Raw genomic sequence first — 14,821 nt, 5'->3', positions numbered from 1 at the left:
TTCACCTTTCCAAGACGTTCATGGCGCGCCACTCGGCGCGCCAGACCTCACCAGATCAGATCGTCCGGCACCTGGAACTGGCTGTAGTACGGATCGTCCTCGCCGCTGGCCGGCGCTGCCGCCAGCGCATCGAACACGATGGTCGCCGGGTCACGCGCGACAATCTTTTCCACCACCGCACGCGGCACCGGCACGTAGCCGGCATCCAGCCGCGCGATCACCACGCTGCCGGCGATCAGGTGCGCGCGCAAAGCCGCATCTACCCGCAGCCGCTGGATCTTGCCGGCGTCGGTGAAGTGGTAGTCGATCTCGCCGTCGGCCTTGAGCTTGTGGCTCTCGACCAGTTGCCGTGCCTGCACACGCTGCTCCTGCGCGCGGGCCTGCGCGTTGCGCTCGGCGGACAGCGCCCGGTCGCGCTCCACCCTCTCCTGCCGCAGCCGCTCGCTCTCGATCTGCTCGGCGCTGGGCGGCGGCGGGGTCTTGCGCTGGCGCGCCTTGGCCTGCTCGCGCGCGACCTGCGCCACCTGGCTCTTCTTCACCAGGCCGGCCTTGAGCAATTGCTCCTGCAGGGGATTGCGCATCGGAAGCGTCCACGGACTCGGAATCGGGAGGCGCATGATACCCGCAGCGCCGGCGCACGCCCGCGAAGGCCGCCCACGGCGGGTGCCACGCCGCGTGGCACGCTAAGGTAGCGGCATGGACACTCTGCGCTATCTCGTCGGCTACCCGCCCCAGGTCCTGGACCAGGTGCGTGAGTTGATCGCGCGCCAGCGCCTGGGCGACTGGCTGCGCAGCCGCTACCCCGAGGCCAATGCGGTGCGCACCGATCGCCAGCTGTACGACTACACGCAGGCGCTGAAGGACCGCTGCATGCGCAGCGCCGAGCCGCTGCACAAGGTTATCTACGACAACCGCCTGCAGGCGGTGAAGCACGCGCTGGGCACCCACACCACGGTGTCGCGGGTGCAGGGCGGCAAGCTCAAGGCCAGCCGCGAGATCCGCATCGCCGGCGTGTTCCGCGATGCGCCGGCGGCGTTCCTGCCGATGATCGTCGCCCACGAACTGGCGCACCTGAAGGAAAGCGCGCACAACAAGGCCTTCTACCAGCTGTGCGCGCACATGGTGCCGGACTACCACCGGCTGGAATTCGACCTGCGCCTGTACCTGACGCAGTTGGAGCTGGTCGGCGGCGCCGACCGCTGAGGCGGCGCCGCGCGTGGCAGCGCAGCGGCAGCAGCACGTACACTGCGCTGCCCTGATCGCCGAGCGTTTCGATGTCCGCCCCCACCCGCCTCGACAAATACGTGGCCGCCATGCTGCCGTGCTCGCGCAGCGAAGCGCAGCAATACATCGAGGGCGGCTGGGTCAGCGTGGACGGCGTGGTGGTCGAGGAGCCGCAAGCCGCGGTGACCACGCAGCAGGTGACCCTGGCCGCCGACGCGGAACTGGGCGCGGTCGAACCGGCCACCCTGCTGCTGCACAAGCCGGCCGGCCTGGAGCTCGACGCGACGCTGGCGCTGGTCAGGCCGGACACGCGCAGCGCCCTGGACACGAGCGAGGTGCGCGTCCTGAAACGCCACTTCCTGCGTCTGAACGCGCCGCTGCCGTTGGAGCCGGCGGCCAGCGGCCTGCTGGTGCTGAGTCAGGACGGCCGCGTGCTGCGCCGCCTGACCGAGGACGCGAGTGCGATCGAACAGGAATTCGTGGTCGAAGTGCGCGGCGAATTGCGCCCCTACGGCATGCTGCGGCTGGCGCATGGCCTGGTCTACCAGCAGCGCAGCCTGCCGCCGTGCAAGGTCAGTTGGCAGAACGAGGACCGCCTGCGCTTTGCGATCAAGCATGTGCAGCCCGGCCAGTTGCAGGCCATGTGCGCCGAGGTGGGACTGGAGGCGATCGGCCTGCGCCGCCTGCGCATCGGTCGGATCCCACTGGGCAAGCTGGCGCCGGGCGAGTGGCGTTATCTGCCGAGCGGCGAGCGGTTCTGAGGTTGCGAGCGCTCGACGACAATCTTTACCGGCAGCCGTACCCTCACCCCAACCCCTCTCCCGGGGGGAGAGGGGCTAGAGTGCGCGCGGTGACTCAGGGCTTTGCCAGCGCGCGTTGGATCGCCTGCTCGGCCAGTGGCGCCATCACCGCATAGCCGGCGTTGTTGGGGTGCACGCCATCGATGGCCACGGTCTTGTCCATGCCGCCATCGCGGTTGCTCAGCTTGCTGTAGTAGTCCAGGTACACCGCGTCGTGCTGCTGCGCGTACTGCTGCATCCAGGCATTGAGCGCACGCACCTTCTGCGCCGGTTGCAGGCCCGGGCGCCACGGATAGTCGGTGACCGGCAGCACCGAGGCCAGCACCACCTTGATGTGGTGGGCCTGGGCCAGCTCGGTCATCGAACGCAGGTTGTCCTCGATCATCTCCAGCGTGGACAGGCCGGTGTTGCCGGCCAGATCGTTGGTGCCGGCCAGGATCACCACCACCGCCGGCTTCAGCTCGATCACGTCCTGGCGAAAGCGCACCAGCATCTGCGCGGTGGTCTGCCCGGAAATGCCGCGGTTGACGTAGGCCGACTTGCCGGGGAAGAACGTGGTGCCTTCGCGACGGCCCCAGGCATCGGTGATGGAGTCGCCGTAGAACACCACGCGCGGTGCGTCCGCAGTCGGTGCCGGCAGCGACGCGTTGTCGGCGCGATAGCGCTGCAATTGCGCCCAGTCCAGCAGGCGCTGCTGCATGGCCTTCACTTCGTCGGGCTTGAGCGTGTCCGGCGCCCGCGTGTACAGCGCATCGACCTTGCCCTCCAGCGCCGCGGTGGACGCGGGCGTCGCCGCCTGCGCGGCGCCGGCGGCAGTGGCGCACAGTGCGATGGCGAGGGACAACAGCGAGGGACAGTTCATCGAGGCATTCCTTGTGCGGACAACGGTGATCGCACAGTGTAACCAACCGCTCGCGTCGCCCATGCGGCGTCGCCGGAGCGGTGCCGACATCGCCTGCTTCGCATCGCGATTCAGCCAGCGCTCACGCCACGGATCCTGCGCGCAGCATCGATCCCGCATATCGCTAGGCGCCAGCGAGGCATGCGTCGCAGCACCCGCTGGATGCGCAGCAACACACTGCTGCGACGGCGATCGCAGCAACCCTCGGCGTGCGTCACGCACATGCCGGCACGATGACCGGGCGATGCCACCGCCATCGTTTCTTGCTATCGCCGCAACCTTTTGCGAACGCCCTAACTTTTTCGTAAGTACATGACACACAAGGATTTCCACTTCTAGGATGGCCGCGGACGTGACGGGGGGATCCTCACCCAAGCCCGAAGGACATCCATGAAAACGCGTGATGCACACCAGAACCACTCCCGCCTGCGGCTGGCGTTGATTCCCGGCTTGATGTTCAGCGCAATGGCGATGGCGCAGTCCGCAGGCACCGCAGCGGCGACGACCGACAGCAGCGCCGCAAGCGCGCAATGGCGCAGCACCTTCTCCGGCGGCACGCCGTTCGCCACGCACAGCCTCTGGGACAGCGCCGGCGGCGGCTTCCTCAACACCCGCTTCGCGCCTGGCGAATGGCAGATCACCCCGTTCAACGCCGCGCGCCTGAAGACCGCGTGGACCTTCACCACGCAAGGCGACGTCTCGGCCACGCCGACCGTGCAGGGCACGGCGCTGTACGTGCCGGACTGGGGCGGCCAGCTCTATCGCATCGACACCGACCTGGGCAAGGCGGTGTGGCAGGTGAAGCTGGCCGACTACACCGGCATCGCCGGTTCGCTGTCGCGCAACAGCCCGGCGATCGCGCGCGACAGCGTGCTGGTCGGCGACCAGGCCAGCGGCACCGTGCTGGCGATCGACAAGGCCACCGGCAAGCTGTTGTGGAAGACCCTGGTCGAGTCCAACCCACAGGCGCGCATCACCGCCTCGCCGGTGATCTACGGCGACCGCGTGTACGTCGGCGTGTCCTCCGGCGACTGGGGCGGCCTGACGCCGGGCTACAAGTACTCCTTCCGTGGCAGCGTCGCCGCGCTGGACCTGAAGACCGGCAAGCTGCTGTGGAGCTTCCGCACCACGCCGGAGGGCTACACCGGTGCGTCGGTGTGGGGCACGCTGGCGATCGATCCGCTGCGCCAGCGCGTCTACGCCACCACCGGCAACAACTACTCGGTGCCGACCGAGGTGGCCAGCTGCGTCAAGAACGCCAACGGCGACAAGACCGCGCAACTGGCCTGCATGGCGCCGGACAACTACGTCGATTCGGTACTGGCGCTGGACATGCGCAGCGGCAAGCCGGTGTGGACGCGCCGCCTGCAGGGCGCCGACGCCTGGTCGCTGTCGTGCCTGGTCGCGCCGACCAACGGCCTGTGCCAGGACCCGCAGGGCCCGGACTACGACTTCAGCGGCGGCGGCGCCAACCTGTTCACGGCGATCCGCAACGGCAAGCCGCAGGCGCTGGTCGGCGCCGGCCAGAAGAGTGGCGTCTACTGGGCGTTCGATGCCGACACCGGGCAGACCGTGTGGTCGACCCAGGTCGGCCCGGGCGGTACCGCCGGCGGCATCGAATGGGGTTCGTCGGTGGATCCGTTCTCCGCGCGCGTGTACGTGGCCATCAACAACAACGAGCATAAGCCGTACACGCTGGCGCCGGGCAACACCGAAACCTGGAACGCCGGCTCCTGGGCCGCGCTGGATGCGATCAGCGGCAAGATCCTCTGGCAGGTCAAGGTGCCGGGTACCGACCCGGTGCAGACCGCGTTCGGCGCCGGCGGCCGAGGCCCGCTGGCCTCGTCGCCAGGCCTGGTCTATGCCGGCTCGATGTCCGGCGCGATGACCGTGCTCGATGCCAAGACCGGCGCCACGCTGTGGAGCTTCGACGCCGGCGGCTCGGTGTCCAGCGCACCGGCGATCGTCGATGGTGCGGTGTACTGGGGCGCCGGCTACAGCCGCTTCAACTTCGGCACCGGCGTCAACAAGCTGTACAAGTTCGTGCCGTCGAACCGGCGCCGCTGAGCGCACACGGCGTCGTCTCCGCGGTGGCATCGCCTCTCCTGCGCAAGCGGGAGAGGCGTTGTCGCATCGTGCTAGAGCGTATCGCCTCGCGAAGCGCCAACGTCCGGCGAGAATCACCCGACGTCCGCACGCTTCGCACGGCACGCGCTGCGATGAGAGATGGCAAGACGCACGCCAGGCCCATGAAAACCCTGGCGGGTTCCGTTTCTCGCGGAACCCGCCGGCCTATCAGCCGATCGCTCAGTCGAACGTGTAGTCCAGCGTCAGGAACATTTCCCGGCCGTTGTATTCGCTCGCGGTCTGCCCGGTGGTGACGAACTCGAAGCCGCCGGCGTAGTAAGGAATCGCGCCGACCTTGTCGAAGATGTTCGACACGGCCAGTTTTGCGTGCAGATCCGGGGTGATCTGCAGGCCGACCGAGCCGTTCCAGGTGATCCAGGCCGGCGCATGGCCCCGATAGGTGGTGTCCGGCACGGTGACCTGGTTGCCGTCCTGGGTGACCTGACAGACACCGGTGGAGACCGTCTCGCCGCCATTGGCCACCGTGACCATGCCGGGCTGGATGCCGTTGGGCAGCACGTCGCAGCCGGCGTAGTTGGGGGCGCGCATGCGGCCGTTGCGCACGCCGGAGTTCGACACGTTCCAGCGGCCCTTGGTCCAGTCGGCGATCCAGGTCATGCGGCTGGCCACGTTCTGGTAGCGGGTGTTCTGCAACGGATCGGACGCCAGCACGCGCTGCTTGTACGACAGGTTGTTGGTGTAGTTGATGCCGGCGCGGAAGTCGCCGTAGCCGTCGGTGTGGAACTTGTAGTCCAGCGTCGCGTCGACGCCGGCCACGTACAGCGAGGCTTCGTTGATCGGGCCCGATTGCACCGAGACGATCTGGCCGTTGGCGTCGCGCTTCACCATTTGGGTGACCATCTGGCAATACTCCGATCCGGCCACGTGCGCCGTGTACGGCGACAGGCCCGAGGTGCCGTTCGGCTTCAGGCCGGTCAGGCAGCCTGCCTCGTCGGCGAGCACGGTGTCCTGGCCGAGGTACTGGATGGCGTTGTCCACGCCCATGTTCCAGTAGTCGGCCGACACCGAAAGCCCTTGCACGCCCGGCACCTGCCAGACGAAGCCGTAGGTCCAGGAGTGTCCCGTCTGCGGCAGCAGCAGACGGCTGCCATTGGTGTAGAGCGTGTAGTACTGCGACCCGGGGCGCTGCACGCTGTTGCACCAGGTGTTGTTGTTCTGCCCGGCCTTGATCGCGTTCACGCACTGCAGCGGATCGGCATAGAAGCCCACCGGCGAGGTCGAACCGGTCAGGTAGATCGCCTGCATGTCCGGCGCCTTGAAGTTGGTGCCGTAGCTGCCGCGCAGCAGCAGGCCGTCGTAGGGGCGCCACTCCAGCCCCGAGCCCCAGGTACGGGCGATGTCGGCACGGCTGGCGTCGTTGTACTTGTCCAGGCGACCGGAGAGCGTCCAGGTCACCGACTCCAGCACCGGCACGCGGAACTCCGTGCCCAGCGAGAAGCGCTGGCGGGTGCCGGCACCGGTGAGATAGGCGCCGAACGGGTTCTGGAACGTGGACGGATCCGCCGCGCGTGGATCGGGCGACAGCTTGAAGCCGTTGTGCGCGGCTTCGAGCACCGCGGCCCAGCCCACCGACCGATCGGCCCAGGGCAGCTGGAACAGGTCGCCGTTGACGCGCAGCTGCGCCTGGTCGAGCCAGGACGACGCCGTGTTCACGCCAGTCACCGCGAACTGGTCGTACTGCTGCGGCGTGATCGGGTTCCAGAACTGCTGCCAGTTGAACGCGTAGATCGGCAGGCCGTTCGCGGTGGTGCCCTGCTGCTGGCCGAGGAAGAAGGTGTTGGTGGCCTGGGCGTTGTAGCCGGTGAACTCCTCGCGGACGATGTACTTCTGGGTGTTGAGGTTGAGGTCCCAGTTGAAGCGACCATCGAAGCCGGTGCCGCGCAGGCCGGCCTGCAGGTTCCAGTTGAGTTCGCGGTCGTAGGTATTGGCGCTGACGCCGATCTCTTTCTGGGTGAGCTGGCGGATCACCTGGTTGACCGTCTGCCCAGTGGTCTGGTCGTAGAACGGACCGGCACTGAACACATTGAGCTGCGTGTTGGAGATGCCCACGGTCTGGTACAGCGCAGCCGAGCCGTAGAACTGCAGGCCGTTCTGGAAGTCGTACTCGCCCGACACATAGCCGTTGTTGCTGCGGCTGCCCGGGGTCAGCACCCAGTTCTGGAACAGCGCCGGCTGCGCGCAGTAGAAGCCGTTGTCGGTGACGCCGGTGACCTGGGTGCCATTGGTGGTCACCGAGTGCGACTGGGTCAGGCGCGAGTTGGTGAACTTGTCGCAGGTGCCGGCGGGCGGCGTGATGTAGCGGCCGTTGGCGTCCGTGGCCGACAGCGCGATCGCGCCGGCGGCGTCGTACTGGTAGCCGAACATGCGCGAGGCCGGTCCCCATGCGCCGTAGCCCGCATCGGCCACGGAATCCTGGTAGGGCCGATCCATGCCCCACAGCGCGCTGCGGTTGGAGTGCTCCAGGTTGTAGGTCACGTGCCAGTTGCTGCCCGCACGGCCGCCGAAGTAGTTGATGTCGCCGTAGTCGCGGCCACCGCGCGTCGCGCCGCCCGCGGTGACCTGCAGCTGGTCACCCTGGTAGTTCTTCTTCAGGATCACGTTCACCACGCCGGCGACCGCGTCCGAGCCGTAGATCGACGAGGCGCCGGAAGCGAGCACTTCGATGTGATCGATCATCCCGGTGGGGATGTTGTTGAAGTTCTGGAAGTTGCTCTGCTTGTTGAGCGGCTGCGGGTAGTCGACCACGCGATGGCCGTCGATCATCAGCAGGCTGAAACCGGGGCCGAGCCCGCGCAGGTTCACCGAGCGCGCGTTGACCGAACTGGACCCCCACGACGCCGGGTCGGAGACCTGCTGGCCCACCTGCGGCACCGAGTCGAGGAACTCCCACAGCGTGGTGTAGCCCTGCTTCTTGATCTCCTCGCCGGTGATGGTGACCACCGGTGCGGGGCCTTCGACCTCCACGCGCGGGATCATCGAGCCGGTGACCGTCACCGCCTTGAGGTCGACCGGCTTGTCGGCCTTGCCGGCGCCACTGGGTGGGGCCGCGCTGTCGGGCGCGGATTGCGCCATGAGAGAAGGCGCCCACAGCGCGAGCGCAACGGAACTGGCGATGAGTCCACGCCGGAAAGCGGTTCTATTCACTGGTCTCCCCCCACAGGAGCGATCGATGTTCGAAGTGATGCCGAGCCCGCCCGATTCCCCTGACCTCGCGCGGGCCATCCGCAAGGTGGTGCATACACGAACAAAAAGTTCATATATGTGACGCCAGCGTTATAGGCTGAATTTGAATCGATGCAAGCTGCATCGCAGCACGCCACGGTCCGATTTAAGTAATTGAATCTACTGAAATTTGTCGGAAAGATTACAGAAAGGTCACTGCCGGTCCGCGGCTGCCTGACCCGCCCCCCTCAACAGGTTCGTCAGGCGGGGGAGTGGGTACCCTTCGACGTATGCGCGCCAGGTGGCTGCGAAGCAGCGATATCGCCGGCGAACGCGTGTCGCATCGATCTGCCCCGCGTCGCAAGGCCGCCGCTGTGGCTTTTCCGGATGCAGAGGGACAGGATCCGCAGCCACTTGCGATACATGCCGAAACGCGTCGACTTATCGGCAACGCCGCGCGCTTCTTTCGCGCCATCACACGCAATGTGAGCAGCTGTCTACGAAACCGGCCTCCTGAGCGTGACGCCTGGCACGCAATCGTCGTGGCGTCGCCCGTAGCCTCGGCAGGCACTCTGAACTCGAGTGCAATGGCATCCGGTCCCCTGCCGGATGGTCTCGTCCCTCTTCACAGAAGGAAGATCGATGAATCGCAAGCACGCGTTGTATGTGGCGTTGCTCGCCGGCATTGCCGGCATGTCCCCCGTCGCCATGGCTGCCATTCCCCCAGCAGCCGAGATGGACTCCGCCCCGGTCGAAGCACGCCCGGATGCCGCCGCGCTCGGTGGCGCGGAACTGCGCAGCCTTCCCCCGGGCAGCGCGCACGCACCGCGCCTGATCGAATTGGCCGCGCCCGATAGCAGCAAGGCCGCAGCGATGAAGCAGACGCGCGGACAACAGGTCAAGAACGGCCAGCCGCTGCAGATCGGCTTCTCCCGAGACGTCGCCAAGCCCGACATCAACCTGCGCCGCCTGCGCTGGCAGACGCTGCCAAACGGCGCGCAGGTCACCAGTTTCGAAATCGTCTCGACCAATGCGCAGGCACTGCGCGCGGCGCTGCAACTCAGCGGCAGCGGCGCCCAGCCCGGCGACCCGCGCAAGGCCACGCTGCGCTTCGCCGGCGAGGACGGCCGCGTGTTCCAGCAGAGCGGCGCCGATTTCGCCGGCAGCCAGCCCGGCTGGTCGGCGGTGATCGCCGGCGCACGCATGGTGGTGGAGATCGAATTGCCGGCGGGTCAGTATCCGCAGGGCTTCGCGCTGAAGATCCCGCAGCTCTCGCACCTGGACATCAGCCCGGTGGCGAGCGACACGATGATGCGGCCGATGATCGGCGAGAGCGATTCGTGCGAGCGCGACATCGTCTGCCGCGCCAATCCGACCTCCGGCTTCACCTCGGCGGCCAAGTCGGTGGCACGCATGACCTTCACCACCAGCGGCGGCACCTACCTGTGCACCGGCACCCTGCTCAACAACAGCAACTCACCGAAGAAGGCGCTGTTCTGGACCGCGGCGCACTGCATCAGCACCCAGACCGTGGCCAACACGCTGCAGACCTACTGGTTCTACGACGCCACCACCTGCGGCGGCTCCACGGTCAATTCCAACTACACCACGCTCGGTGGCGGCGCCTACCTGCGCCACGCCAACACCACCCGCGACACTTCGCTGCTTGAGCTCAAGAGCGCTCCGCCCAGCGGCGCGTTCTATGCGGGCTGGAGCAGCTCGGCGATCGGCTCGACCGGCACCGCGATCGAAGGCATCCACCACCCCGCCGGCGACGTGAAGAAGTATTCGCTGGGCAAGGTCACTGCGCTGTCCACCTCCACGGACGGCAAGTCGCCGTTGTACCGCGTGCAGTGGAGCACCGGCGTCACCGAAGGCGGCTCGTCCGGCTCCGGCCTCTTCACCGTCAGCAGCAACGGCACCTACCAGTTGCGCGGTGGCCTGTATGGCGGCACCTCGTACTGCAGCGCGCCGAGCGATCCGGACTACTACTCGCGCTTCGCCGACGTGTATTCGTCGATCCAGCAGTATCTGAGCCCGTAAGCCAAGGTCCGGGAGGGCCGTACTCCCGCACCTGCGCCTAGGACAGGCCGTCTCACACGGGCGGCCTGTCCGTTTCGCACGCCGATGGCGCACACCGGCTACACTCGACGCATTCCCCTTACCGGCAGATGCGCATTGGCCAAGCCCAACTACTCCTTCGAAAAGCGTCAGCGCGAGCTGGCCAAGAAGAAACAGCAGGAAGAAAAAGAAGCACGCAAGCGCGAGGCGCGCGCCGCGGCGGCCAAGCCTGCCTCCGACGACAGCGCGGCAACGAACGACGCGGACACCGCCAGCGACGCCTAGGCCGTCGGCGGCACAGCAGACTCCTTTCGGTCACGGTAGGGCTTCCGCCCGCGGACCCTGTCGCGCGAGGCACCCGCGTCGACGCGACACGCCCGGTCTTGCGCTCAGCTGACCTTCTTGGCCAGCATCGTGCCCAGCACGAACAGCAGCAGGGCGATGGCCAGGCCGGCCCAGAACAGGAACTTGGCGACGCCCATCGCCGCGCCCGCCACGCCGCTGAAGCCGAGCGCGCCGGCGATGAGTCCGATGATGGCGATGATGATGGCCCACTTGATCATGTGCGGTCTTCCCGAAACGAGGACAGGCGCACGCCATGACGGCATGCGATGGCGCCGGCACACGGCCGACGCTCGCCGGGCAGACTAGCCAGCGCCGCATGCGCACGCGGTGAAACGCGGATGCACACGCCGTGCACGCACGCCGCGGCGCAGGGCCGATCGCTCAGGCGGTGCCGGTCTGCGTCGGCGCCGACGCATCGGCCGGCAGGCTCGCCGGGAACCATTCGGTGCGGCGCAGCCAGCCGGCCAGGAACTCGGCATCGACCGGACGCTCCGCCACCAGGCGCTGGTAGTAGTCGATGCGTTGCTGCCGATACAGCGCGTAGACCTGCGCCGCATCGGCGCTGGCCAGGGCCGCCAGCGTCGCTGGCTCCATTTCGCCATCGACCGCCAATCCGCTCGCGCCCAACTGCTGCAGGACACGCTGCAGCAGCGAGATGGCGACATCGCCGGCATTGACGTAGAAATCGAACACGAGCTCGGCCAGCGTCTGCGACGCGATCTGATCGGCGCCGAGTCTTTCCCAGTATTCCTGCTTATAGATCGCCGCTGCCTGTTGCACCGTCAGCGCGCGCAGTGCCTGCAGGGTCGGCGCTTCGCCGAGCAAGGTCTGCGCGCAGCGCTGGAAGGTGGCCAGGGTGATGCCGTAGTTGGTGGCGCCGCCCGGATCGTTGGGGTCATCGACGAAGCCGCCCTCGAACCGCAGCAGCTGTGGGAGATACAGATCGAACGATGCCATGGCGACCTCCTTGGGAACGATGTGCACCCCGGCAGGATGACACCGGCGGCGACGCCGCGCAGTGCTCCGGGGCATGACGCTGCACCGGCGCGGCCGCGCGGGCCGTCATGGCGCGACCACTGGCGGCGCCGCTGCGCCCTCCGGAAAGCCCAGCGCCTGCTCGGCCGCACGTGCGGTCAACGCCATGTCCGCCCAGGCCGGATGCGGCGTGGTGGGCGGGGTCTGGCTGCGCATCAGCCGCTGCGGATCGGTCTGGTCGGCGAAGGTGCCGCTCCAGGCCTGCGGCGTCTGCCATAGCGCATGCTGCAGCACCACCTGCATGTTGGCGATGGAGTGCCGCGGCAGCAGATGCGGGAACCAGGCGCCATTGACGTCGTAGGCGGTCCGGAACGCCTGCCCGACCGGCGCATAGCCGAAGGTGGACGGCGGCAGCGACGGCACGTAGTCCCAGTAGTTGTAGCAACGCGTGCTGTCGGCTGCGGCGATATGCGCCGCATAGGCCTGTTGCCAACTCGCGTCGCCGACCATCGGGCTGCAGAAGTTGATGTTGCGGCTGGGCAACGCCGGCCGGCTCAGCGCCAGGTCCAGCGAGAACAACTGGCTCAGCGCGCCGCCCAGGCTATGTCCGGTGACATAGACCTGGGTCGGCGCGAAGTGCTCCAGCAGCGCGAACAACTGCTCGCGCATCGAGGCGCGCATGGCGCCGCCCCTGGCGTTGTAGATGCCGTAGAACCCGGCCGACACCTGCGGCATCGGCGTGACGGTACCGGCGCTGGGCACGAAGGCGGTGGTGGAGAAGTCCAGGTCCTCGTAGATGTCCAGGTCCGAATCGGTGCCGCGGAACGCGAACAGATAGGTACCGGCGGCGACGGTGGACCGGAACAGCAGGCCGAACAACTCCTCGCTGCCGCCCAACGGATCGCCGTCCCAGCCGGACCAGCGGGCGACCAGGCGATAGTCGGACGGCGCCGAGACCGGCTTGCCTTCGTAGGCCGCGTAGGCGGCGATGCTGGCGGCGGCCATCGCCAGGGTCAGTTGCGGCGGCAACAGCGGTTGCGTCGCGGGAATCGCACTCATCGTTGAACGTCCTGTCAGACGGTGCGGCATGCGCCGCGAAGGGTCGGCACACGCCTTCCTGCGGAACCGTGCTCCGTCCGCCACGCGGCCACGTCCATCGGGCGATGAACGCAGCGGGCGAGGCGTATCGCTTGATAGCACTGCCGATCGCGGTAATGCTTCGATGCGTATCGCAGCGCACGTCGCACCACAGCGTTTGTCTACGGCGCTCCGCGCGCAGCCCGCACCCCCTGTGCACACCGCTTGCACCCTTCCATCACGGACCGCGCGCGCCCCTCCCGGCACAGTGCAGGCGGGCACTGTCGCCCGCTCGGAGATCCGCATGGCCAGCCCGCAGGAACTGGAAGAGAAATTCTGGAAGGCATTGAAGTCCGACCGCACCGTGATGCTGGGCCTGGACGGCGTCGAGGACGGCCACGCCCGTCCGATGACCGCGCAGTTCGAGGGCGATCGCGGCGGTCCGATCTGGTTCTTCACCTCCAAGGACAACGCGCTGGTGCAGAAGCTGGCGCAGAGCCAGCGGGTCATCGCGGCGTTCAGCGCCAAGGGCCACGATCTGTTCGCCAGCATCAGCGGCACGCTGAGCGTGGACAACGACCAGGCCGTGATCGAGCGCCTGTGGAACGGCTATGTCGCAGCCTGGTACGAAGAGGGCAAGGAAGATCCCAAGCTGGCATTGCTGCGCCTGGATCCGGATCACGCACAGATCTGGCTCAACGGCTCCAGCCTGATGGCCGGCATCAAGGTGTTGTTCGGCATCGACCCCAAGCGCGACTACCAGGACAAGGTCGCCGACGTGCCGCTGCGCTGAGCGGCGCGCGGCGCAATGCACGCCAGCCGGCCGCACGCCGGCTGGCAGACACGATCAAGCCTCCATGGGCATCTGCAGACGTTGACGGATGGTCTGGCGCAGTCCGCGTTCGCACTGCCGCGTCGCCGCGTCCACGTCGTTCTCTGCCAATGCTTCGGCGCGCGCCAATGCCGCCAGTGCGGCACGGTGGTCGCCGCGCCGCGCCGCCATCAGCGCCGGGCAGCGCGGCCGCAACGCCGGCACCGACCAGTCGAGATCCGCCGTCAGCGCCGCGTCCAGGGGATCGGCTTCGTCGTCGCCGGCCATGACCCGCGAGAACGCGAGTTCGCAGCGCAATAGCGCGATCAGGCTGTGCCAGGATTCGGCGACCGGTCCAGGCAGGGTCGCCACCTGCGCTTCGAAAACCGGCTGCAAGGCGGCGGCGTGTGCCCACTCGCCACGGATCTGCATGGCTTTCAGTGTGAACCAGATATAGAAAAACCATCCCTCACCGTCCGCGAGCAGCGCCAGGCGGTGTTCCGGCAGCTTGTCCGCGGTGACGCCGCGAAGCGAGAGGCCATTGAGTTCGGCCAGCACCTCCGACAGGGCGTCCGGATCGCGCCGCCGCGCATGCTTGAGCAACTTCAGACCGTCGCTGCCGCCCAGCGCGCTCTGCAACGGCACCAGGTTGCACAACCCGACTGCCAGATTGAACGCGGCTGCGCCGGTGCAGAACGCGCCGCTGCTGCTGCCCAGTCCCAGATGCCATGCCAGCAGTCCGCACCCCGCCGCTGCCAGCAGGTTGGCCAGCGGACCGCCGGCGATCAGCGCCAAGTACTGCCGGCGCACCGCCGCGTATGGATTCGGCACCGCGATCACGCTGCCCGCGTTGCCGCCCGGACGCAGGCGCTTCCAGCGGATCCGCCAGCCGCGACGGCGCGCGAGCAACTGCAGCGGCCCCATGTGCACCCGGCACACGGTCATGCCCATCGCACGCGCCGCCAATGCGTGCCCGCCTTCGTGGATGGCGAGCGTGGCGAACGCCGCCAGCGGGAAGATCAGCAACATCGCCAGAAAAGGCGCCAGCGAGGACGTGACCACGTGCGCCAGGGCAAGGCAGCCGGCGAGCATCGTCAGGCTGCCGACGATCATCAGCACACCGCGCACGCCTTTGAGCAGGGTGTCGAGCCAGGACCGTGCGGTCCGCGGCGTGCCCGGCGGGTCTACGGCAGTCATCCGCGCCTGACCTCGTGGAGCGCGCCTGGCCCCGCCTCGCGCAGCGGTTCACTGCGATCACGTTCGCCGCGCCCATCTCCTGCGCCGCAGCGCTTGCGTCGCGATCTGCGGAGAGCTTGC

At 67.8% G+C, this 14,821-nt stretch carries 14 protein-coding genes; 7 read left to right on the top strand and 7 right to left on the bottom strand.

Going from position 1 to position 14,821, the window contains the following annotated elements:
• Positions 1-47 precede the first annotated feature (47 nt).
• A complete protein-coding gene (locus ACP93_RS12270) occupies positions 48-581 on the bottom strand; it encodes a DUF2058 domain-containing protein (RefSeq protein WP_048490971.1) in 534 nt (177 codons plus the stop codon).
• A 115-nt stretch (positions 582-696) separates the two neighbouring features.
• Between ACP93_RS12270 and ACP93_RS12265 the strand changes: the two genes are divergently transcribed.
• Positions 697-1,203, top strand: coding sequence for a YgjP-like metallopeptidase domain-containing protein (locus tag ACP93_RS12265; protein WP_048490970.1), 507 nt, complete (start codon positions 697-699; stop codon positions 1,201-1,203).
• Positions 1,204-1,274: 71 nt separating this feature from the next.
• Positions 1,275-1,985 (top strand): rRNA pseudouridine synthase, encoded by a 711-nt coding sequence (locus ACP93_RS12260; RefSeq protein ID WP_048490969.1) that lies wholly within the window; start codon positions 1,275-1,277, stop codon positions 1,983-1,985.
• 94 nt (positions 1,986-2,079) lie between these two features.
• Here the strand turns inward: ACP93_RS12260 and ACP93_RS12255 are convergent, their stop codons facing one another.
• The gene (locus tag ACP93_RS12255; protein WP_048490968.1) at positions 2,080-2,886 is read right to left on the bottom strand and encodes an SGNH/GDSL hydrolase family protein; all 807 of its coding nucleotides are present in this window, start codon (positions 2,884-2,886) and stop codon (positions 2,080-2,082) included.
• A gap of 504 nt (positions 2,887-3,390) precedes the next feature.
• On the opposite strand from ACP93_RS12255, the gene ACP93_RS12250 reads away from it, so the two are divergent.
• Positions 3,391-4,992: an outer membrane protein assembly factor BamB family protein gene (locus ACP93_RS12250; protein WP_082143452.1), complete on the top strand. Its 1,602-nt coding sequence runs from the start codon at positions 3,391-3,393 to the stop codon at positions 4,990-4,992.
• Positions 4,993-5,232: 240 nt separating this feature from the next.
• Here ACP93_RS12250 and ACP93_RS12245 read toward each other — a convergent pair whose 3' ends face one another.
• Complete coding sequence (locus tag ACP93_RS12245) at positions 5,233-8,145, bottom strand: TonB-dependent receptor domain-containing protein (protein ID WP_048490966.1); 2,913 nt, start codon at positions 8,143-8,145, stop codon at positions 5,233-5,235.
• A gap of 732 nt (positions 8,146-8,877) precedes the next feature.
• On the opposite strand from ACP93_RS12245, the gene ACP93_RS12240 reads away from it, so the two are divergent.
• Positions 8,878-10,278 carry a trypsin-like serine peptidase gene (locus ACP93_RS12240; protein ID WP_048490965.1) on the top strand — a complete coding sequence of 467 codons (1,401 nt, stop codon included), beginning with the start codon at positions 8,878-8,880 and terminating at the stop codon, positions 10,276-10,278.
• 135 nt (positions 10,279-10,413) lie between these two features.
• Positions 10,414-10,581: a hypothetical protein gene (locus ACP93_RS22140; RefSeq protein ID WP_204243682.1), complete on the top strand. Its 168-nt coding sequence runs from the start codon at positions 10,414-10,416 to the stop codon at positions 10,579-10,581.
• A 104-nt stretch (positions 10,582-10,685) separates the two neighbouring features.
• Here ACP93_RS22140 and ACP93_RS21175 read toward each other — a convergent pair whose 3' ends face one another.
• The 3 genes from ACP93_RS21175 to ACP93_RS12225 all read right to left on the bottom strand — a co-directional run bounded on the left by ACP93_RS21175 (position 10,686) and on the right by ACP93_RS12225 (position 12,675).
• Entirely contained in the window at positions 10,686-10,859 is a 174-nt protein-coding gene (locus tag ACP93_RS21175; protein ID WP_048490964.1) for a DUF1328 family protein, read from the bottom strand.
• 163 nt (positions 10,860-11,022) lie between these two features.
• Positions 11,023-11,598, bottom strand: a complete 576-nt coding sequence (locus ACP93_RS12230) for a glycoside hydrolase family 108 protein (RefSeq protein ID WP_048490963.1) — start codon at positions 11,596-11,598, stop codon at positions 11,023-11,025.
• Positions 11,599-11,703: 105 nt separating this feature from the next.
• Entirely contained in the window at positions 11,704-12,675 is a 972-nt protein-coding gene (locus ACP93_RS12225; RefSeq protein WP_048490962.1) for a lipase family protein, read from the bottom strand.
• Between the two features lie 322 nt (positions 12,676-12,997).
• Here ACP93_RS12225 and ACP93_RS12220 point away from each other — a divergent pair, with 322 nt between their 5' ends.
• Entirely contained in the window at positions 12,998-13,486 is a 489-nt protein-coding gene (locus ACP93_RS12220) for a pyridoxamine 5'-phosphate oxidase family protein (RefSeq protein ID WP_048491027.1), read from the top strand.
• Between the two features lie 54 nt (positions 13,487-13,540).
• On the opposite strand, the gene ACP93_RS12215 is transcribed toward ACP93_RS12220, so the two are convergent.
• Positions 13,541-14,455: a zinc metalloprotease gene (locus ACP93_RS12215; RefSeq protein ID WP_131721622.1), complete on the bottom strand. Its 915-nt coding sequence runs from the start codon at positions 14,453-14,455 to the stop codon at positions 13,541-13,543.
• On the opposite strand from ACP93_RS12215, the gene ACP93_RS21770 reads away from it, so the two are divergent.
• Positions 14,448-14,711 carry a hypothetical protein gene (locus ACP93_RS21770; RefSeq protein WP_131721621.1) on the top strand — a complete coding sequence of 88 codons (264 nt, stop codon included), beginning with the start codon at positions 14,448-14,450 and terminating at the stop codon, positions 14,709-14,711. The genes ACP93_RS12215 and ACP93_RS21770 overlap by 8 nt on opposite strands.
• The last annotated feature ends 110 nt before the right edge of the window (positions 14,712-14,821 follow it).

Source organism: Xanthomonas sp. NCPPB 1128 (genome assembly GCF_001043115.1).
GTDB lineage: Bacteria > Pseudomonadota > Gammaproteobacteria > Xanthomonadales > Xanthomonadaceae > Xanthomonas_A.
The sequence above is the reverse complement of the archived record's forward strand: the minus strand, read 5'-3'. Positions and strand labels throughout refer to the sequence as shown.

Excerpts from the sequence above, each read along its gene's own strand:
- ACP93_RS12230 (WP_048490963.1), bottom strand. The coding sequence starts at position 11,598 with ATGGCATCGTTCGATCTGTATCTCCCACAGCTGCTGCGGTTCGAGGGC.
- ACP93_RS12250 (WP_082143452.1), top strand. The coding sequence starts at position 3,391 with ATGGCGATGGCGCAGTCCGCAGGCACCGCAGCGGCGACGACCGACAGC.
- ACP93_RS12260 (WP_048490969.1), top strand. The coding sequence starts at position 1,275 with ATGTCCGCCCCCACCCGCCTCGACAAATACGTGGCCGCCATGCTGCCG.
- ACP93_RS12245 (WP_048490966.1), bottom strand. The coding sequence starts at position 8,145 with ATGGCGCAATCCGCGCCCGACAGCGCGGCCCCACCCAGTGGCGCCGGC.
- ACP93_RS21770 (WP_131721621.1), top strand. The coding sequence starts at position 14,448 with ATGCCCATCGCACGCGCCGCCAATGCGTGCCCGCCTTCGTGGATGGCG.
- ACP93_RS12225 (WP_048490962.1), bottom strand. The coding sequence starts at position 12,675 with ATGAGTGCGATTCCCGCGACGCAACCGCTGTTGCCGCCGCAACTGACC.
- ACP93_RS12215 (WP_131721622.1), bottom strand. The coding sequence starts at position 14,455 with ATGGGCATGACCGTGTGCCGGGTGCACATGGGGCCGCTGCAGTTGCTC.
- ACP93_RS12220 (WP_048491027.1), top strand. The coding sequence starts at position 12,998 with ATGGCCAGCCCGCAGGAACTGGAAGAGAAATTCTGGAAGGCATTGAAG.
- ACP93_RS12255 (WP_048490968.1), bottom strand. The coding sequence starts at position 2,886 with ATGAACTGTCCCTCGCTGTTGTCCCTCGCCATCGCACTGTGCGCCACT.
- ACP93_RS12240 (WP_048490965.1), top strand. The coding sequence starts at position 8,878 with ATGAATCGCAAGCACGCGTTGTATGTGGCGTTGCTCGCCGGCATTGCC.
- ACP93_RS12270 (WP_048490971.1), bottom strand. The coding sequence starts at position 581 with ATGCGCAATCCCCTGCAGGAGCAATTGCTCAAGGCCGGCCTGGTGAAG.
- ACP93_RS21175 (WP_048490964.1), bottom strand. The coding sequence starts at position 10,859 with ATGATCAAGTGGGCCATCATCATCGCCATCATCGGACTCATCGCCGGC.
- ACP93_RS12265 (WP_048490970.1), top strand. The coding sequence starts at position 697 with ATGGACACTCTGCGCTATCTCGTCGGCTACCCGCCCCAGGTCCTGGAC.